16 protein-coding genes and 4 pseudogenes are annotated in these 21196 nt (G+C 30.9%); 8 read left to right on the forward strand and 12 right to left on the reverse strand.

Annotation, left to right across the window (positions count from 1 at the left end; genetic code table 11):
• Window positions 1-15: 15 nt before the first annotated feature.
• Window positions 16-1059 (forward strand): annotated as a pseudogene (locus MHB70_RS27630) (Fic family protein).
• A 383-nt stretch (window positions 1060-1442) separates the two neighbouring features.
• Window positions 1443-1699, forward strand: a pseudogene (locus MHB70_RS27635) (hypothetical protein).
• 95 nt (window positions 1700-1794) lie between these two features.
• Here MHB70_RS27635 and MHB70_RS27640 read toward each other — a convergent pair.
• Entirely contained in the window at window positions 1795-2232 is a 438-nt protein-coding gene (locus tag MHB70_RS27640) for a hypothetical protein (protein WP_230306530.1), read from the reverse strand.
• A 1489-nt stretch (window positions 2233-3721) separates the two neighbouring features.
• On the opposite strand from MHB70_RS27640, the gene MHB70_RS27645 reads away from it, so the two are divergent.
• Complete coding sequence (locus tag MHB70_RS27645; protein ID WP_061530304.1) at window positions 3722-4018, forward strand: hypothetical protein; 297 nt, start codon at window positions 3722-3724, stop codon at window positions 4016-4018.
• Window positions 4019-4147: 129 nt separating this feature from the next.
• Here MHB70_RS27645 and MHB70_RS27650 read toward each other — a convergent pair.
• Window positions 4148-4270: pseudogene (locus MHB70_RS27650) on the reverse strand (IS3 family transposase); the annotation flags it as partial.
• Window positions 4264-4434: a hypothetical protein gene (locus MHB70_RS27655; RefSeq protein WP_176546226.1), complete on the reverse strand. Its 171-nt coding sequence runs from the start codon at window positions 4432-4434 to the stop codon at window positions 4264-4266. The pseudogene MHB70_RS27650 and the gene MHB70_RS27655, both read right to left, overlap by 7 nt.
• 471 nt (window positions 4435-4905) lie before the next feature.
• Between MHB70_RS27655 and MHB70_RS27660 the strand changes: the two genes are divergently transcribed.
• The 3 genes from MHB70_RS27660 to MHB70_RS27670 all read left to right on the forward strand — a co-directional run bounded on the left by MHB70_RS27660 (window position 4906) and on the right by MHB70_RS27670 (window position 7736).
• Complete coding sequence (locus MHB70_RS27660; RefSeq protein ID WP_061530303.1) at window positions 4906-5580, forward strand: hypothetical protein; 675 nt, start codon at window positions 4906-4908, stop codon at window positions 5578-5580.
• A gap of 456 nt (window positions 5581-6036) precedes the next feature.
• Window positions 6037-7398, forward strand: coding sequence for a YncE family protein (locus MHB70_RS27665; protein ID WP_061530302.1), 1362 nt, complete (start codon window positions 6037-6039; stop codon window positions 7396-7398).
• A 71-nt stretch (window positions 7399-7469) separates the two neighbouring features.
• Window positions 7470-7736: a hypothetical protein gene (locus tag MHB70_RS27670; RefSeq protein ID WP_000404246.1), complete on the forward strand. Its 267-nt coding sequence runs from the start codon at window positions 7470-7472 to the stop codon at window positions 7734-7736.
• Window positions 7737-7996: 260 nt separating this feature from the next.
• On the opposite strand, the gene MHB70_RS27675 is transcribed toward MHB70_RS27670, so the two are convergent.
• The gene (locus tag MHB70_RS27675) at window positions 7997-8290 is read right to left on the reverse strand and encodes an ArsR/SmtB family transcription factor (RefSeq protein ID WP_061530301.1); all 294 of its coding nucleotides are present in this window, start codon (window positions 8288-8290) and stop codon (window positions 7997-7999) included.
• Between the two features lie 301 nt (window positions 8291-8591).
• On the opposite strand from MHB70_RS27675, the gene MHB70_RS27680 reads away from it, so the two are divergent.
• The gene (locus MHB70_RS27680; RefSeq protein ID WP_061530300.1) at window positions 8592-9686 is read left to right on the forward strand and encodes a Rap family tetratricopeptide repeat protein; all 1095 of its coding nucleotides are present in this window, start codon (window positions 8592-8594) and stop codon (window positions 9684-9686) included.
• Window positions 9687-10117: 431 nt separating this feature from the next.
• On the opposite strand, the gene MHB70_RS27685 is transcribed toward MHB70_RS27680, so the two are convergent.
• The 6 genes and pseudogenes from MHB70_RS27685 to MHB70_RS27710 form a co-directional block, all read right to left on the reverse strand.
• The gene (locus MHB70_RS27685; protein ID WP_061530299.1) at window positions 10118-12481 is read right to left on the reverse strand and encodes a putative mucin/carbohydrate-binding domain-containing protein; all 2364 of its coding nucleotides are present in this window, start codon (window positions 12479-12481) and stop codon (window positions 10118-10120) included.
• A gap of 1799 nt (window positions 12482-14280) precedes the next feature.
• Window positions 14281-14464 (reverse strand): annotated as a pseudogene (locus tag MHB70_RS27690) (trypsin-like peptidase domain-containing protein); the annotation flags it as partial.
• 450 nt (window positions 14465-14914) lie between these two features.
• Window positions 14915-15373, reverse strand: coding sequence for a CcdC protein domain-containing protein (locus tag MHB70_RS27695; protein WP_000370728.1), 459 nt, complete (start codon window positions 15371-15373; stop codon window positions 14915-14917).
• Between the two features lie 100 nt (window positions 15374-15473).
• The gene (locus MHB70_RS27700) at window positions 15474-16142 is read right to left on the reverse strand and encodes a response regulator (protein WP_061530298.1); all 669 of its coding nucleotides are present in this window, start codon (window positions 16140-16142) and stop codon (window positions 15474-15476) included.
• A complete protein-coding gene (locus MHB70_RS27705; RefSeq protein ID WP_061530297.1) occupies window positions 16139-17296 on the reverse strand; it encodes a sensor histidine kinase in 1158 nt (385 codons plus the stop codon). Before MHB70_RS27705 ends, MHB70_RS27700 begins: the two co-directional genes overlap by 4 nt.
• Before the next feature lie 245 nt (window positions 17297-17541).
• Window positions 17542-18048 carry a hypothetical protein gene (locus MHB70_RS27710; RefSeq protein ID WP_001095938.1) on the reverse strand — a complete coding sequence of 169 codons (507 nt, stop codon included), beginning with the start codon at window positions 18046-18048 and terminating at the stop codon, window positions 17542-17544.
• Window positions 18049-19427: 1379 nt separating this feature from the next.
• Between MHB70_RS27710 and MHB70_RS27715 the strand changes: the two genes are divergently transcribed.
• Entirely contained in the window at window positions 19428-19820 is a 393-nt protein-coding gene (locus tag MHB70_RS27715; protein ID WP_001160625.1) for a hypothetical protein, read from the forward strand.
• Window positions 19821-20311: 491 nt separating this feature from the next.
• On the opposite strand, the gene hepT is transcribed toward MHB70_RS27715, so the two are convergent.
• Both hepT and mntA read right to left on the reverse strand, forming a co-directional pair.
• Entirely contained in the window at window positions 20312-20725 is a 414-nt protein-coding gene (hepT, locus tag MHB70_RS27720; RefSeq protein WP_000787543.1) for a type VII toxin-antitoxin system HepT family RNase toxin, read from the reverse strand.
• Window positions 20715-21122: a type VII toxin-antitoxin system MntA family adenylyltransferase antitoxin gene (gene mntA / locus MHB70_RS27725; protein WP_000577212.1), complete on the reverse strand. Its 408-nt coding sequence runs from the start codon at window positions 21120-21122 to the stop codon at window positions 20715-20717. Before mntA ends, hepT begins: the two co-directional genes overlap by 11 nt.
• Between the last annotated feature and the right edge of the window lie 74 nt (window positions 21123-21196).

Below are 21196 nucleotides of genomic sequence, written 5' to 3' on the forward strand. Positions count from 1 at the left end.
CAATGGAGGTATTAAATGAGAGATTTTTTTGAAGATAAATACTTAGATGCAGAGTTACAAAGAGAACTGGTAAAATTAATAAGTGAAATTAGTGAATACAAAGGGAAAATATCCGCTTATCAAGAGAGAAATCCTGATATATTCAATAAATTGGAGAAAAATATCCCCCTGAATTACATAAAAAACTTTAATAGTGTTTTTCTGGGTATAAAAGTTCCAAATAAAAGGTTAAAAGAACTTATTTTGAACGGCATGTTACCCAAAACAACAGAAGAAGATGCCATATTTTGTTATTATCAAACACTATCTCTTGTACAAAAGAAGTTCTATGATCTCCCCACTAACCCAGAAACCATACAAGAATTACATTTTCAATTAATCCATTATATTACTTCTGATAGTGCAATGTGGCGTGAAAAAGAATTTATTGTCCCAGGAGTTCCAGAATATGGGATGCATTCTAGTAGCTATCGACCTCTTTCACGGAAGCTTATCCCAAAATCTGTGTAACAATTATGTGAGCAATATAATATATTAGAGGCGAATAAAGAGTTCCCTGCACTGATACTAATAGCTCGATTTATGTTGAATTTCTATTGTATTCTCCCTTTTAATCAGGGAAATCGAAGACTCGCATTCATATTGATGCAATTATTATTAATGAAAAATGAACATACATTTATAAAATATATATGCTTAGATAAATATATAACGAAGCATGAATCAAAATACTATGAATCAATCTTTAAATCTTCAGTTAATTGGTATTGTAGCGGGCATAATATCAGCTTTTGGTTGAAAATGTTCTTAACAATCATATTAGATGCATATCGAGATTTACATCTAATCGTTCAAGGTTCTATATGCAGGTATACTAAAATTGAGCGAATCAAAAATTATATATTAAAACAAAAAAAGCCTTTTACTAAAGAAGATATTCGTGGTGTTTACCCAGACATAGCCGAAAGTACAATTAGTAAGGCATTAGCCTCTTTCCAGTCCCTTGGTCATATAAAGCTAGTTTCAAGAGGAAGGAATGCTCAATGGATACGGATTTAATGGTTCTGGTGCAAAGATATTGAAACACCAAAAGAGGACGGCGGATTCCTAGACACAATCTAATAATTAAAGATGCATTCAAATTAGAAGGATTCTCTATTTATAGCGAATCCTTCTGTTTTTGTGCAAATAATGACGAATCAAACGTTTGTTTAAAAATTACGGCATGGATGTATCCTGTCTGATATGTGTTTTTCATTACAAACCAAATTTTAAAGGATCATTTTCTTGATCCTTTTTATTTTATGTTTAAAACTTAGAACACCATACATATTCAAATGCTATAAAAAAATCGGACATGACACTATAAAAATTAGTGCCATTAATTGCAGAAAGTAGGTTGAAAATTGAACATATAATATGATAAGTATGAGTTATTAGAGATATTTGAGAGTGAACCAGAAGACTTTTTAATTGAAGGTGCAGGTGTATATCTGTATCGTAAAATAGATCACTTAGGATTTAAATTATAATGATTATGTTAGTTTATGAAAATACAATTAAATTAAGCCTTTCTTATAATAAAGGATGTGTATTTGACGTTAATATGGAATTTTTAAAAAGAGTCTATACTCTCAATGAAACACTCCATATTCAGTGCTATGTAGAGAAAAATAATAGGAATATAATTGTTCCTTAAATATACAGTAAAAAGGAACACATACTATATAGCTGATATGTGTTCCTTTTTATTAATAGGGAGAAATATTAAAATTAAAGATATAACTTCACAGATTACCTTAATGTAATCCAAATAATATTTGATGTGCAATGTAGTGCTTTTTTTATTGTATCTTCACCCAGTACTTTTTCTTCTTCACTATAATAATCAGCAATTTCTTTTATCGTCCATCCCTGAATTTGAAAACGTACAAGCCATTCAAAATGTTCTTTATTTCTTTTTTCCTTCCCTTCTACATATCCTAATTTTTTCATATGATTTTCTGTACAATTCTTATGTAAATCTTTATATTGTTTAAAAGCAATATCTAATTTTTTCTTAAATTCATTCCATGTTGGATCTCTAGGATCCCATGCATACCCAAATGTATACCCTTGTATATTTTCTTTTCTTCCATTAAAGGCCTCAAATAAATCAAATTTATAGTTGGTATAAATGTTCTCATAGCTATGTGCTTCAATGGGAAGTCCTGTAATGTTATATTGATTCATATTTTCAGAGTTTGGAGTAAAAACAAAAGGAAATTCATCTCCAGTGAAAACTTTGTCTTTAATTTTATTTTCGTCTAATTCTTCTTCGTCCTCTACATAAATTGAGTCAGTTATAGATTAATTAATAATATACTGTGGTAGCTCTCTACCCATTTGGCTATAGAATTTCTTTTTTTCTCTACTTCTGCAAGATGATTTCGTTTGCTTGGTATAGCCCAAAGTCCAATTTCTAAAAACGTTTTCTTATTTAATGAATTATCCACTAAATTATATTTTTGAGACCATTCAATAATTGCATCTCTTAATTATAGAAGATGAGAATTACATTGATTATTTGCTTTTTCAAGCACTGCCAAATCACTCATATCTACAAAACTACCGTTAGAATCCTCTAATGCTTTATGTAATCGCTCTGCTGTCGTATAGATTGATACAATCTTATTTAAATCTTCCACAAATTGAGGATCAAGTGCTTCTATAACACGTAAAAAAATAATTAATTGCCTGATACTGGTAATGATTTGTGAATACAGGGATATTATCTATTTTATCTCTTTCCGGATGAAAATATATTTTCATCCGGAAATCACCTCAACTTTTATTTAATGCTATTGTCTCACCTTTATTTTTACTTTAATAGGAAATACAAAAATCTTTTCTAATTCTTTTTCACACATTAACCTAAGTTGGGATTATACACCATAATTACATTTATAAAGTATGTATTAATAAAATAACCACTTCAAAAGTTACGTATACCTTTTGCTCTTTTCTAATAATTTATCATTTACATCTACTATTGAATAATACCCCGCAGTTCCGTCAAAACTATAAATAACCAAGTCTCCAATTCCCCTGGAGCTGAGCAGTTAGTTTATTCTAACTGCTCTTTTTCTTTTTATCGTCACCTTTCCATTGCACATCCATATGTTGTATAGAGATATCTCCTTTTAAATTGTCATTGATGCCTCTTTCAAGTCCTAATACACATGTTAAAAAGAGCACTTTACAAAAGTGCTCTTTTTACTTTGCCAGCCACTGAACCTATAATGAAGTCAGATTTTAACTTATGAATAATTTACGGAATCCTTTCCAATAATACGAATAGATTGGTAACAGCCAATCTGTATCCATAATGAATCTCTAATTTTCTTGAATTCTCCCTGAGACAAGGTAGCTATTTTTTAGCTACCTTCTTGTATGAACTGCAAACATATGCACATACTATTAACGGAATGCTTGAATAATTGTCATTGAAAATGTTCCGCACTTCCGCTCCTTAGGAGAACAGTCTACGCAGCTGTTCTCTTTTTTATTTTCTTTTTTTAAATATAAAATGACAAAGTATAATTAAATCCTCAACAATTAATAACATTGCAACATTTTCAACGTCCCCTCAACAATTTCTCAATATTTTTCATGGACAATAGCACACTTTCTCAGCAGTTTTAATATCTTAATATTAAATACTGCATGGAGGTGCTGAAAAATGACTTGGTTTATTATCTTAGGATTTTTGCTTATTTTAATTATAAGCGATTTTCATGCACATAGTATTCATATCATTTTCAAAATAGGTTCAGATACAAAAGCTGTGCCAAGTTGGTCTTTCGTTAATAGAATAAACTTCGAAACATTTAAAGAGTTAATAAAAAGACCAAATAAGGATAAACTTAAAAGCCTTACAATAGGAGAACTTATTATTCCATTAAGTTTCTTTAACAAATTGTTTGGCAAAACGTTAATTTTTCTATTCCTATTCTTTTACTCTCAATACTTAAACTAAGTGTAATATGAGATGAGTTAAAGAATAATAATCACTAAGCGTAGCAATCCAACAATCAATTGCCTATGATGAAATGGACCCAAAGAGTTAAACAAAAAATTAAGCGGCCGTTTGAATGTGAGTCCGGTATTATACTGGACTCATTCCTTTTAAATGTACTTTAATTCTTTTATGATTGTAATAACCTATATAGTTAGCTAATTCTGTCTTAAAATAATCCATACTTTCGAACTCTTTAAGATACATTACTTCCACTTTGTCTTGTCCTGTAATTCCTTCTCTTTTTGAACTAAGGCCTTTAACTTTTTTAAATAATCGATTTCCATACGTAAACATTCATTTTCATCTTTTAATGCCTCTATAACACCTTCAATAGCTGCATTATCTAACTTTGATCTTATATTTGTATTTCCCATAGCTGGATCCCCTTTCTTCTTTTATACAGGAAATCCATTTCTTTTAAATCATATATTTCCCTTCATCTACGAACTATTACAATGAATTCCTTAACAAAAACTATTAATTTTTTTCCTTTGTTTTTAATCCATTTCTAAACATTTCAGATATCCCCTTTGAAAAATCCCTCTATATTCATTCCATAGTTCTCTCCTAAATGAATCTTGGTACATATTATCCCCCAATACATTTATAGGTTTTAATAATATTTTTAACAAAATCTTCTTACATTTAAATAGACATACCACTTTAATCTGTCAACTCCATTTATATTGATAAATATGAAACAAATAATATATTTGACATTTCAATGACTTATAACAGGAAAATATATACATCCAATGAAACCTGATGTATCTTTGCTTTGTAAGTCATAGTTAGTTGGCCAACTTTCAATGCAATTTAACAATAAAAAGTAAGGGGGACCTAAAATGAATCAAGTAATAAAAAAAAGTAAGAAAAAAATGATGTATCTAGTTGGTTCACTTCTAATTTCTCTATCAATGTTTTCAACTACAAGCTTTGCAGCTACAGAAGGTGCTGTAAAAATTGTTACAAATAGTAACTATACCGGGATTGCAGCTGATATAAATCTACCAAAGTCAGTTGTTGTTAAGGATGGATATGTAAATTGGTATTTAGGTATTGGAGCGTCTAAAGTTGAAGGTGGTATTTCAAAAACACCAAGTGGATATAAAGTATTTCTTAATTCAGGATATAATGAATCCGGTCAAAACAGTAAGTATTGGAATACACAGTATGATACATCAATTAAAGATGGTGATCGAGTAAATCTTAAATTAGTTAATAACGGAAATGGTACGGTTACTATGTATGTAAATGGAAGCCCTAGATACGCAAATCAGCCTGTATATGGTACATTTTCTCAATATGAACCAGTAAAAATGGTTCAGGGTGTTGAAGATACTGGTCGTAATTCTTTTAGCCAAGCTAGCTTTTCAAACGTCCTTCTAAGAGAAGATACATCTGGATCTACCTATAAAAATTGGAACAGTTCAATTTCTTCTTCATTTTCCAGACACGGTACTTATGGTAACAATTTCACAGTTTATTCACAAGTACCATTAAGCGCAAGTTTACGTTAAGGATGCTATTTGCATAAAAAAGTTTTTGAGAAAAAGTAGCTGTACTGTTGTGCAGCTACTTTTTCTATCCAATAAATCAGTAATAGATATTCGAGCTGCCATAAATACCCCTTTTATACTTTGGCTTCCTCGAATTTAATAGCACTTTATCGTATGTCCTATCATTAGACTTAGCGCATCTAGATTAACCTTCTATTTACTTCAATATGTTTTACCATTATTGGACTATACCTTCTAACGATTAAGATAACCACAATATGTACAAGCATTAGGAAATAAGAAGCATAATATAGAGCATTGCCACCTAATTGTATGTTGTATCAAAGAATACAGTTCTTTCAAACATGACTATCTTATTAAAAAGCATAGAATCTAAAATTTTTTTAATACGGTATGTAATCAACTTTATAGATTCCATGAAAAAACACATAATTTTTGATAAAGGAAGTGAAGTACATGTTACCTTGCCAAGGTACGTGCAATCAACATGTAGATTTTGAGGTTTTAATTACAGCTCCTGAAGGATATATAATTAATGATACGAATTACACCGGTGCCGTTACATGGAATACAGATCGATTAAAATGTGCATTTGAACCATGTACACTGCAAACACCAAACCCTTGCCTATTACAAACCGATTTACCAAATTCTTCCTATCCAGTACACAGTGTTCGTATATATGGCGTACTTTCAATGCTTGTTAGTATTTCTCCTGTTCAAAATCAATATGGACAAGGAGCCGCAGCTTTTTCTAAATGGCACAAATTCTCCATTAATCAGATTGTTTATTACACAACTGATTCTAATTGCTGCTTTGATTTTAGCGGATTTAAACTTAAGAGTTTAACAGTCACGCCACAAGATGATAATACATTTATCTTAAATGGCACCCTTTCTCTCTTACCAGTGCCACCAAACCCTCCTATTTATGCTTTTACAGCAAATAAAGACGATAATACTCTCTCAGTAATTAACACCGCAACAAAGACTGTTGAGCATGTCATTAACCTTCCCTATCAGCCAATTAAGGTTGCTGTTAACCCAAACAAAGCATACTCTTTAGTTTTACATTCCAATGATAATAGTGTATCTATGATTAAAAACGAAACTCTTACTATTACCTTTACTTTCTCAATAAACAAACCAATCGATATTGGATTTTCTCCTGATGGTCAGTTTGCGTATATACTAAATATTTCAACTGACTCAATGGAAATTACTACACTTAATCTTCTAACTCAAACCATTTCCAATACTACTTCACTTGGGGAGTTTGGCTTTTCAAGTATAGCCATTGATTTAAATGGACAATACGCTTATATCGTAAATGCTATAGCTTGGAGTATTATACAAGTGGATCTAAATACAGGAAATATCGTAGCAGAACATCCTACTTCAAGCGATTATCCAAATATCATAGAAATCAGTTTGTTTGACGGATTCGCTTATGTTACAGGAGAATTTCCAGGGTCTGGGACAGCTCTTATAGTTATAGACTTGTCCACTTTCCATGAGGTTGGAACTATTCTTACTGGAGCTTATTACAACTCGTTCCTTTCTCTTTCACCTAATCACCCCTTAGCATTGCTAGGAGACAAAACAACCAATGAAATCAATATTATTGATACAGCACAACAACTATCCACAGGAACGATTTCAATCAATGGTCCAGCAGACGCTACATTTACACCTGATGGGCAATTCATCTATATTACTCAGCCGGAACAAAATACAGTTACAATTCTTAACTCCGTTGACTATACCGTAAATACAGTAATAACAGTTGGAACATCACCTATAAGCATTGCAATATAAAAACTCTACCAAATCACTAAAGGAATCTCCTTTCCCCTATCGAATTATTATAGAGGAAAGGAGATGTATGCATGGAAATCCTAGGACTAGATACCCGCGCTTTAGCGACGTTAGGTGCACTTGAATACACAAATCGTCGCAATAAATTAATAGACGACTCAGAGAATAGCATATACGAGTGTAAAGAAATGAAAGAAATACTTCAATCACTTCCTAAAGAGAAACGGATTGAGGTTCTTGAGAATCAAGCATACTTTGAAGCAGTGGCAAAGATGATTGAACAAAACAATTTAATTCTTTTAGAACAGATGAAAGCTTTACAACTAATTCAGAAATAAAAAACTTATGATTGATTAATCTTACATACACTTCCATAAATTATCTAGCATATTAGCCTCTGTTTTTACAGGGGCTTTTGATAAGTTCTATTGAAAATAAATAAGTAGACCTTATTTCATTACACTCCTTTGAAATGTACAGAAATTATATGAGCAATATTTTCTTATCTACACAGTAATTCTTACAAAATGAAATTATTATATATAAATAAAAAATTTCATTACTTTATAAAAGGAATTTTTTTTTGCATATTATTAACCTACAAACCTAAAATTTCTACAATCTGACGAGCTTTAGCATTTCCAATATAATAATATACTTCTAATCCTCTTCTTTCTGTATGGAGTACAATTCTTCTCAATTTTGATAAATGCTGTGAAACAGTGGATTGAGAAAGCTTTAATATTTCCGTTAACTGTGTAACATTGTATTTTTTATGATGCATTAATTCATTTACAATTTGTAATCTTACTGGATGAGCCATAACCTTTAACAAATCTACATTCTCTTCCGAAATTTCTTTTATATCCCAATTATTGTTTAATGCTATCATTTCGCATTCCCCTTTATTATATATTTCTATTTTCTTATTATCCTCATACATAGTACTTATAGATAAATAACTTTTATCCTGTTGAGAAAATATTTCTTATCTGCTTTATAGCCTAAATAAGAGATTATTTTTTAAAAATAACAATAATAAATACTATTTAAATCAAAATCAATCCAAATATTATTGATAGAATATTCCGTCTTATATTGAAAAATGCTGTTTAATAGATTTTAATAGAGGAAAACTCTGCTATGATACTAATTGCTGTATAGTATCTATAGAGAGAGGATGAGACTGAACAATGAATGTTCAATTAAAAGGGCACGAACAAATAAATCATTTATTAAATGAATGGTATCAAGAAATTAGAGCTAGGCATGTAGATGCCGCTCAATTACTGAAACAAGAAATTGAAAATAAAATCCAAGATATAGAAGAAAATCAAAACATACTATTATACTACTCACTTCTTGATTTTAGACACCAATATCTAGTTGATAGTTTAAGTATTTCTAAAGATAGTTTTAAACAATGTGATGCTTACGGGACTCCTACAGATGACTTCCTTTCATACTATTATCACTTCTTTAAAGCAATACATTCGAATGTTACGGGTAATCATAGTCTTGCAAGAACACATTTTGATAAAGCTGAAAGTTTATTATCAACAATACCTGACGAAATTGAATACGCTGAATTTCATTATGAATTGGCTGTTTTCTACTGTCATACACATAAATCTATCTTATGTATTAATCATGTTATGAAAGCTAAAGATATCTTTTCAAAACATATGGGATATGAATTAAAAGTTGCCTTTTGCAATAATTTATACGGCCTGGCATGTACTCATTTAAGAGAATGGGAATTAGCCGAAGAACATTATATTTCAGCGATGGATGCATTCCAAAAAGAAAATTTAGAATACAACATTTTAATTGTCCGTCACAATCTAGGATTTATGTATGCTACACAAAACCTTTCTGAGTTAGCATTACGATATTTATCTGAAGTTAATCAAAAACTGCCAAGTGATTATAAAGCTTTATTTATTGAGGCAAGAGAACATTATAAATTAGAAGAAAACCAATTAGCTCAAGGGCTAATTGAAAAGGGACTACAACTTTCCACTCAGTTATGTATTGAAGGTTATATACATCACTTTAATATTTTAGAAAAAATGAACCTTAATAGTTGTGCAAGTGATGTAGAAAAAGCCATTTTAGAAGGAATTTCTTATTTTGAACGCGAAGAACTATATGAGTATATAAATGAATATACTGAAAAGTTAGCAACTCAATTTTATAAAGAAAATAATCATGTAAAAGCAAGCTATTACTTTTATGAAGCTAGCAAAGCCAGTGAAAAAAAGTTTAAAAAAGGAGCATTAAAATGAGAAAATTAGCGGTTAGCTTACTTGGTATCTTAATTGTTGTCACAGTAACTTTTGGATCGAGTTCTTCAACAGGTACTCAAAGTACGGTAAATATTATCAAATATTCACATGGACATACTGGATAAGAAAAGGAAGAATTACACCTTCCTTTTCCTTGTATATTCCCTTTAAAAGCCCATTAAAAACTACTTATCTTTTAATGCCTTAGGTTGGAGAGACTGGTTAGGTTCTGTAGTTGGTGCAGCCATTATATCAGCTGGAATGTTTACTTTAAAGAAATTTAAAGTAAGAAACTTCACTATTAAGGAATAATATAGTTCATAAGAAAAAGGCACCTAAAAGGCGCCTTCTTCTTATGAGATAAAATTTATTTAGCTAGTTATGAAGTAACTATTCTCTCAAATAGACTATATTTATATCAGACGATATCATCAACTTATTGAAATTGGTTTCCATAAGGATAACGAGAATATCCAATTTGAATCCCCATTTCCTTGATAACTTTGAACAGCTTCATAGATTTTACCTTGATACTCTACTCTATCCCCTTTTGTATATGCTTTCCTCGGACCCCATTTTTCATAAGAGGTATTTTGCTCTTTTGTTTTTACACTAAGAACACTGCTTTGAATAGACTCATTTCCAGCTGCATCTATAGCCTTCACAGTATATTTGTATTCTATGTTAGCAGTCAGTTTACTATCAATAAATGTAGTTCCCTGTACCGTTTGAATGAATTTCCCATCACGTAATACTTGATATTCTTTCACACCTACGTTATCTGTTGATGAATTCCATTTTAACTCTACGCTATTTGCAGTAGTGTTGGTTGTTTGTAATCCTTCAGGCCGTGTAGGAGATTCCGTATCTGGGTTAGGGTTAATAATTTGATCAACTTTCTTAAGACCATTAACTGTAACTTGATACACTATCTTCTTACCAAAACTCTCCTGTATATTTTTATCCACATTTATAAGAGTCGCCCGGTTTCCACCCTCTAAATGTGTAAACTCAATATAGTCTCCGACTTTCACCGAAATTTTTTGTGTTTCAGCATTTTGTTGCCTGTTTCCATAAATATCTTTACTATATACCACTTTTCCAGATGAATTTTGGACTTTCACACTCGCATATGTACTATCAAAGTAATGATGTGGTATACCTGCTTTTAATTGAATTTGCATTTCTTCTTTTGTCTTATTAAAATCTAATTTTGCAAACTCAAAATCTCCTATTCCTTTCATTGACCATACATATTGGTTTCCCTCTAAAACATTATTTGATATATCTGGGCTATATCCCAAATTTGACAAGATTGACTTTAAATCTGGCAAAACACCAATTTTATCTGTTAACGGATTTTGAGATTTGGTACCTGTATTTGGATTACTTAGTATATTTCTTAATTCAGCTGGTTTATATGGACGACCTAAATGTTCTTTAGCCACACCTTGTATTGAAGTCGCTGCTCCAGCAATAATTGGAGAAGCACTAGATGTACCACTAAAGCCAGTTGTATAGAGGTTTTTAGTAATCCTATTAGGTTCAGCACGAGTTGTATCTACGTTTTCTCCCCAACCATAAACATCAATTCTACTACCATAATTTGAAAACCATAAACGTTTATGAGGAACAGTTGACGATGCGGCTCCAATCATTATAGCTCCTGAATCTTTAAAGTCCGGACTATTGCGATTTAATACCTGTTTTCCATTCCGATTTCTAAATTGATCAAGGTCATTAGAATCATTTGCCCCAGCTTCTATCACAATAATTCCTTTATCCGTTCCAGCTCGTATTGCATCAAAGATATCTGGCTGTACTTCAACAGGTAAATATTTATCTCCATATCCATCATAAGAAGCTTGTGCCTCTAATAATAAAATATCCCCAGCTTGTAAATTATGTACAGCATTTATTATCGCATCAGCCGTATTATACGACCCATCACCTCTTATTTGGGATACTACTTTTACCTTAGCCTTTGGTGCAATTCCTATATTACCAACCTTATTATCTTCAGCAGAAACAATCCCAAGAACAGAAGTTCCATGGCCAACGTGTTGATCTATATTTCTACCAGATATAAGCTCAACTTTTTGATTTACTAAATCTTCATGGTCTAATAACCACCCATACTCCATATCTACAAAAGTAGTTCCTTTTCCATCTCCACCTTTAATGCTCCATGCATAAGATGCATTAATCCCATATGGTGCTTCCTTAAGATATCCCTGGTTTAAAAATCTTGGATCGTCGTAAGGGTTAAGCGATACAGTAGGTAATTGTACTTCTGGTAAAAGAGTTGGTTTTTCTTGCATATATACTTCTTCAACAAGATGAGATTTCTTAAACTTGTCCATCAATGTTTCAGCTGTTACTTTATTAGGCACTTCTACAATATAATAATCTAGTAAATTAGAAGATGAATTATTTTCAGTTTCCCTCGTATGTTTATCGATGTTTTCAATCTCTTTCGGATTTACAGATGTGAATAAACGCTTTAATGTTAGTTGCGGAAATTCAGAGAATATTTTTACTAATTCCGAATCGCTATCTTCATCTTTTATTTGATTTTCGAGTCCATCCTTATACGGGAAATTCACTTCACTTTTAAACTTTAAAATAATTTTATCCCCTTCTTTAATATCTTCCTGGAATTGACTAATATTTTGTGAAGAATCTTTTGAATCTGCATACACTACATCTGGATCTTCATTCATATTAATTAACTCTAATCCTGTAAAAGATGTAAGTGCAATCGTAGAAAAGAATATTCCTTTTATTAATTTCATAATGAATATCTCCATTCTTATTATTATATATAAGAATTTATAGATTATTCGTGGTTATACTTTGAACAAATAACTCAACAACACTTGTGTGTATACATGAAATATTTTAAAAGATCATTTATTATACACTCAATTTTTTATCCTTTATATACAAATGAACTGTTAACGCCTATGCCCTTTTCAAACAACACAACAAATTTCCTCTTTATATAAAAAATAAATGAAAATCATTTGAAATACGTCAAAAATATTGAAAATGCACTTATAAACAACCGAATAATTTTATTACCATATTACCTTCTTTATAAATAATTTTTCATATTTTCATAGTAGATAGTGACACATTTTTCTGACCCTATTAATCTTATTGGACAAAAAGTAATGAATGTGATGTTAAAACTTAGACAAGTTACCTATAATGGTATTTGTACAGTTTGTAAGATAGAAGAATGTAATTTGTATGCTGCAATTTAACATAATTCTAATAGTATGAGATGTACATTTCTCCATAAAAGTAACTTATTTTTATCTCTTTTAAACAATTTATTATATTATTTTCATCTAATTAGGCACAGAAACGATTTGCAAAATCTTACTACTTTTAGGAAAAACGTTTTTAGGGTACATTTTAAAATAGCTCTTTTTCTTTGAAATGTTTCTGTGCTTAATATTTAAAATATCTTATGTCAAAATTTCCCGCAACAAATATGTTAAATGATTTATAATTATATATAATATATCGTATTTAATTTATTATTAATTAATTTATTAGCCTAAGTATGAATTATAAAGTATGTTCGTTTAAAATTGTCACAATATAATTTTATTTTCGGCGTTTTTAATTAATCGTGAAACATTTGCAAATGTTTTAACCATTATCTATAAGATAAATACCCCCTCATAATATAATATTTACTTAATTTAGATTATTTCTCTCATAGTCGCAATGTCGAAAAAAGTCGAATTTTTATATTTTTTCTTTATTTTCTAGTTGTAAACGTTTTATTTTCATGTTAACATCTTAATCAAACATTAGATGGTAATAAAACTTAAAATATTTCTTTCCCTTAGAGACATATAAACGTTCGGTAATACCATGAAAATAAGGCCAAAGAAACATGAGGTACCTGATAAATGATTTAATAGGATTTTTACCACCTTAATTTTCTGTTAATTCAGAACGTATAACTTTAACATTTTGTCCCTAAACAAAATTTAAATTTAAGTGTGGTAAACTTAAAAAACTAAATCACCCACCCAAGTTAATAAATGATATTTCCTATTGTATCTAACGATCAGTCATGAGAAATAGATTTCTTCCTAAGAAAACTTAGCCCATTAATAAAAAGTGTCTAGATTTCTATCTTTATTACCATCTATTGTTGATAACATATTTACCAACTATAAAAAAGAACCTATTGAAGGTTCTTTTTTAATATAATCATTAGCACTTCAATTATTGAAGTTGAATCTTTATTCCCTCAACTTATACAGTTTTCTTTTATTAACACTTGAAGATTTATTGTGGTACGGTTCTGATTTTAATTATTGTTTTTTTATTTTTAATCGACTATTTTCCAAATGATGAAACATCCACAGTTTTATATCTATTAAAGAAAGAATTATGTCTGTTTCAAGTGACATTTTGCTTACCTCCTTCTCTCTTATGGGTTATGTAGATATTATATCTCTTGAATCTGGAACCAATTTGGAATATGTATAGTTTTCCTGTGAAGTCTTTAAATTGTTTACTAGTACTTCTCCATACAAACTCCAGATAGTAAAGTTATAATGGCTACTAGAGTTGCTACTTTTTTCACATCTGTTCCATCAATTTCTAATACAGCTAAATCTAAAATTGGATCTTTCCTTACTACTTTAGCATTAAGATTTTTTACCATTATTCAATTTCACTTCTATTTTACTTGCACCGTCTATCACATAATTATTTGTGACAACGAAAACCTTATTACCTGTTTTTTTACCGTCTCTATTCATGTTTTTCTTGTTTGATTTGTATCATAGTGTCCCATTTTGAACACTCCTTTCTCCTTTATTATCACTTGGATATTTCCATCTTTATATTTTCACTATAAATCCTGCATCTGGAGTGTACATGGAGATAATCGGGAGTTTATCGAGAGCTGTAGACCTTTAATACAAAAAAAGAACCCTTATAATAAGGATTCTGCAACAGGAAAACACAAATATATAATATTAGAGAGAATTTCTTATATAATAACTAATTAGGAATTGGGGCAGCGTCACATGCCCATCAAGCTAAAAGTACGAATTATCCCAAAACAATAAATACGAGCAAAATGCACAAAATTTTCGTTCTGGAGTATTTGCTTTTCTTAGCTTGATAGCAATGTGTTGATGTTAGAAAAACACTGAAATTTGCTACACTACAATAATTACCCTTAGCAATACTTAATGTTTTGAATGCATCAAACTTTTTGCTTTTAAGTATAGAATCACTCTTCTTATACATACATTCGCCGCAATAAAGCAAAAAATACCATTCGTTACTAAACCTAGCGCATACTGACTTGAACCTTTAAAAATATACGTTACAATAAAACGTAAAATAAATACAACAATCCATATACCTAAGGCGATATAAGAATTCTTAGCATAAACCTTCCCATTATTTTTATCGATTCGTATTATAGTTGTAGAACCACGCACAGCTCCTACAATTCCTCCAAGAGCAAGTATTACTACAAATAGACCTATTTCTATTAATGTGAGATCGTTAAATACATGAGTAAATGTATAGTATGCGATCAATACAGGAGCAATCCACATCCGTTGAACTTTCAATTCCCTTTCTTTTAGTTGAAGGAGAATTATAAGAATTAAAATAATAAGACCCGTTGTATTATCCATGCTATACTCTCTTTCTTTCTTATTATGATCTGTTTAATTTCAATTAGAAAAACAATATGTTAATTTAAAATTTCATTCTTTTTACTACATACAGCAGATATCACTTTACAATTTTTTTTCGAATTGCCATTACAGCTGCTTGTGTACGATCTATTACATCTAGTTTTTGAAGAATATTGTGGATATGAGTTTTGACTGTCCCTTCGGAAACATAAAGGATTTTAGCTATTTCATGGTTTTGTTTTCCATAAGCTAATAATTGTAAAACATCAATCTCCCGCTTAGTTAGAGTTTCCGTATATTCAAGTTCTTCACCAGCTAAATTATAATCAGTATTATCGTGTTTTATAAATTGTGTAAAAGCTTGATTTGCTGTCGTGCTATTATAAATCATTGCCCCTTTGTTCATAGATCGAATACTATCTAGCATTTCCTCTGTTTCAGTATCTTTTAATATATAACCCACTGCACCAGCTCGAATACCATCTAAGACATATTGTTGTACATCAAATGTTGTTAATAGGACAACCTTTGTGTTTGGTAATATACTCATAATGTTTTTAGTAGCCATAATGCCTGATACGTCAGGCATTTGAATGTCCATAATTACCATATCTGGTGCAGTTTCTAAAGCCACTTTAATTGCTTCCTTACCGTCTTTACATTCCCCAACTATCTCCATGTCATCTTGCATTTCAATAATATAGCATAGGCCTTTTCGAACAAATGGTTCATCATCAGCTAGCACAATACGAATCTTTTCCGTCATACTTCTCCTCCATTTTTCTGAATTGGAATAGTGGCTTCAACTCGAAGTCCTTTTGGTTCATTTAGAAAAAAGGAACAATTACCTCCAACTGATTTACAGCGTTTTATCATACCATTGAGTCCAAAGCCATATTTTAATGGCTTATCCCCTGTATATATACCATTATCATCAATTGTAAGTTTTACTACTCCATTTATTTCTGTTACGTTTACAATGACAGAATCTGCATAAGAATGTCGTAAGACGTTTGTTAAAGACTCTTGTAAGATCCGGTAAAGAATTGTACTTTCCTCTATCGTCCACTCTGTTATATTTCCATCTTGAATGAACTCAATTTGTAATAAAGAATTCGCTTGAACCTGTGAAATCAATCCTTTTAATGAAGTAAGCCCAAGATCTTTTTCATCACTTGTCCATTCTCTAACAGCAACTCGGATTTCTTCCATTCCTTTTCGTGCCACCTTTAAAAGTTCTTCAACATGATCTTGGGCAGCAACAGGATCTTTCCTTAACATAATCTTAAGAGCCTGTAATTGAATAATAAGTGAGGTCATTTGATGTCCAAGTCCATCATGAATCTCTCTTGCTAATTTTGTTCTTTCCGTAAAAGCTGCATAGCGCATAGAAAATACCGTTGTTTCTTGTAGTTCAGCATGTGCTTCGTCTAATTCTTTTAGTTGTTTTTGATTTTTTTGATATGCGTCTCTTAGCTTGGATGTACTTCGGATCGAGACATAGAGGCCAATAATAATTAATGTTTCTTGATAAGGAAACGTATTCGCATGTATAAATAGAATAATAACTATCCCCGTTATAGCAGCTAAAATTGTCGTTACTCGTGTCCACTTGGGTTCTGCAGCGGCAAGAAAAACTAAGAGTGGCCATAAAGCATAATTTGGAAATTTCGGATGAGAAAAATATAATACACATGATATGCTTATTAATATACTCGTAAACAAAGTGTACTTCCTTGCATTCCACCAAGATTTTGGTGAATACAACATCCATAGATAAACTGTTACAAAAACGCTACAAACCCATATTGCAAAGGTACCATGAGGTGCGAAACCTTTATAAAAAAATACACATATTAAGATGCTTCCTATCGCATTTCCTGCATGACTATCCATCATTTTTAAAAATACTTTTTCCATGTACTTATTCCCTCGCAACCTTACAGTTTAGTTTTTATATTTCTTGGCTATAGATGAATATCCATTTCTTGATTTAAGGGCTGGAAATTTACAACTCCCAATTATAATAGTTCATTGTTGAGTTAAATCCCTTTAATGCATATCATCTAAAATCTGAAATTAAAAGAATAATGAAGTAGTTATTATAGTGTGTTTGCTTTACCTACTTCATTATACAAAAGAAGTTGTTTTCTTAACCTTTTTCTTTAATTTTCTTTTAGATTTTTTCTATATCTTTGTATCCTAATCACAATTCCAATAGTACGAATAACTACCATCGCAATTGTAAAAAATACGAAAGCAGGTGCTATAACATTAAAATCCAATTGATTCGATACCATGAAATCTACAAATTGTTTTGGATACCAGTCTGTCGCTACATAAGCTAATACGACACGCCATCCAAGTCCAATTATCCATAAACATAAATAAGGAATACCAGCAGTTACGTACGCTTTATTGTCAGAACCATAATCTACTTTCACTGTAAAAAGCATTAGCCCTCCCATAATCATGCCGACCATTGTCATGATTATGAGTGCAGTCATATTTGAACCTGAGGTAGGTATTTCCTCTACGAATAAATAAACACTTATACCACAAAGAATAAATGGCAATACAGCCTTTGTGGTTGTAAATACTTTTCTTCCGATTTGTGTTACTAATACAATTGTTAAAAATGCGCCAATCATTATCCAAGCTTGAGTATTCAAATTAAAACCCCCATAAAGTATAAATTTATTGTTTATTTGCTTACTTACTGGAGGATTGTAACATCCCTACTATTTTAGAACATCTATCTGAAAGATGATTTTTTTGAGTATCCTCTATCTATAGATAGAGTTTTTCATGATTCTTTTGCGAAAAAAGCCACTTGGATATATGGGGCAGCGTCAAGAAAATGCGGATTTATAATACAAAACAAAATTTCATAAAGAAAAGGCCGCTTTCCGGTACTCTAAGAGAATAATTGGCTTTTTACTGTTAAGTAGTTTGTAGTGATTGTAGGGAGTCGAATGATGCAATTTCTTTTATACTAAATCGGTATTTTCCTAGAATATTAATGTGTTCCCATTCTAATGGAGAAATATGTTTCAATAATTCTTCATTAAGATGGGAATTAAATAACTCAACTTTCGCACCTATAAAATAAGCGGAGAGATTTAGCTATATTGAATTTAGAGTCTATCAATTGTGGATTGGACAACTTGAGCAAAATAAAAAACACCTCGATCCTTGGTATAGTGAAATTACCTAGAAATCCCTACCACAGAAGAGATGCCTTAACTACAATAAATCAAAGTAACCAATATCATCAACTACCAAAAGAACTTAATACTATATTTTCCGAGCTTGAAATGAATATCCAGCTAAGAATGCAGTCTATCGCTTCTTATAAACGGTGCCAATATTCAATTTGCGCCGTTTCCTGCTGCTGTTTAGTATGAATGCGATTAAAAAAGCAACTCGACTTACGCCAAAGTACATCAATATCATCCTTAAATTTCAAAATACAAATTATTAATAAAACAAGTACAGTAGCTATATTAAGAACATTGAAGATATACCCAAAAAACAACCCGCCTGTCAGTACATCAGATTTAAATCATTCTTTGATTTTTTTGAAGACAGCATAACTTTCTCTAGTATAAATATGATAATGTAAGAAACTCGTTTTACATATAGTAAACACCTTATAATGATTACTGAAATCTTGCTGAATATATAGGGATGAAAGATGAAAAAATGGAACTCATTAAACAAGAAATAGACTTAACACAAAAGATGCGTTTTCAGCGATACAAATAGGATTGGACTAAATCGCAAAATCTTTACAACAAGGAGAAAAAATACAGTTACTTGGTTTTTGAGGATATCCGACGTCCAGGAACTTGCAGAGCATAACCATCGTAATCCAAAAACAGAAGAAGCGATGAAGATTCTCTCTTCAAAATTACCAGGTTTTAAAACCAGCTAAGAACTTAAATATATGGTAAAGTAAAAAAGTATTTCCCTACATATTAGGAAAATACTTTTTTTAAAGGAACCTCAAAACTCACACACACCCTATACAGTAAAGGAAGTTTGGTACATGCAATTTTCTATAGACGCGATTCGTAATTTCCTCATACATGACATGGAATCCTATCGTGAAATGCTCCTACAAGAAAATGATTATGACAATATGAAATGGAGTTACACTACATTCATTGATATGAATAATTACCTAAAGAAAACAGATATGGATCAAGAGGAAATTCAAGAGTTATTATCGGTAAGCCGTGAAGGGATCTCTTTTGGTTCGGTAACAAAACGTGATATGCTCTTTATACATTCTCTTACTAGTCCAAATCGATGTTTGGAACTAGTGGAAACCTATAAATTGATGGAACGAACAAACGAATACGTTCCCAATATGAAAAAAGAATTGCAATGGCTCAAAGATCGATGGGAAAAAGGGTTTTATATTTTTGTTAATCAATAAATATGTTGTATTTATTAAAGCGCTTACCATAGCAAATGTAGAAGAGTCAAAGAATATGAATATAGCTTAGAAAAAAGCTAATCTTCATAAAAGGGAGGCTTGCTTTTTTCTTATTCCCCCTTTTCGAGGGGATGAGCAAAAAACACCCTTAGTGAACTTTATAAGTTATGTTTGGTACTTGTTAACAGCAAGAGGAGCAAAATAGGTGTTAAAGAATCGTTATTTTATTGGAATTTCCAACTCGTGTTGTTTTAGTATGTTTATCCGTGAGGAATGAAGACTGGTTTTTATTTAATATTTTTCGAAAATAAAAAAGAGACCTACTAACTAGGTCCCTTTTTATTCTATATTTAAGTTTCATTTCTGTTTGTTTTTGAAATTGTAAGATATAAAATTGTATATGATAGTGTTTTCTTAACCTTACTATCTATAGCTAATTCGTGAATCTCAAAATTGCTTACTTTCTTAGCTCTACTATTCTGTTCCTTCCCCTAAAATTCCAATATCCCCATAACTTCTTTCGTAAATAGTTTAAAATCAGTTAAATGTTTTTCAATAATTTGACGAACAATATCTAAATTTACACTTTGATAATCATGAACAGCAATATTACGAAATCCAACCATCGCCTTTAACTTATTTGCTAGCTCTGCGTTAAGTAACCCCGCTGTAACCAATAAATCAAAAGCCTCTCGACTAGATTGGGGTAGTCCTAATTTTTTCCCAGCAACAATATGCATTGCTAAATCAATACTCGCTTCACAAGCTCTTTGTATATTCAATATTATTGAATCTTGCTTTGTGTAATCCTCCAAATTTTCAGGGTCATTTCCATATACATCTTGGATTCTTTTTATACAGCGCTCTATTGTGGAAATTTTATTTAAAATAACCTCATTCTTCATATATAGAACCTCTTTTCTTTATATCATCGAACACTATCTTGCGTTCCTCATTCAATTTTGAATACATTTTTAAAGTTTTCATTTCAAAAATAATTTTCCGTTCTTCATCAGAACAAAATATTGTCTTTCCTGTATGTATAATCTGAGCTTGAAAAACTGTAGAAGCTTCGGATAAATCAACTAAATCAACATCTCTATGAACAATGTTAGCTAACTCCTGTGCTAATAAAAAACGTTCATAGTTCCCTAAAGTTGTGTCACTTAAATAAGCTATATCAATATCACTATCTTCCCGTTCTCTGTTCTCAGCCGTTGATCCAAACACAATTATCCAATAGGGATTCACCGTCTCTTGTAATTTTTCTATAATAGCTGTTATGATGCTTTGAAAAATCATTTAATTTATCCCCCTTATTATACTTGAATTTTATTATATCATAACCATTACAAAATCCATTAAGCTACAACAAG

Origin of the sequence: Bacillus sp. FSL M7-1020, assembly GCF_038050415.1 — a bacterium.
Lineage (GTDB): Bacteria > Bacillota > Bacilli > Bacillales > Bacillaceae_G > Bacillus_A > Bacillus_A toyonensis.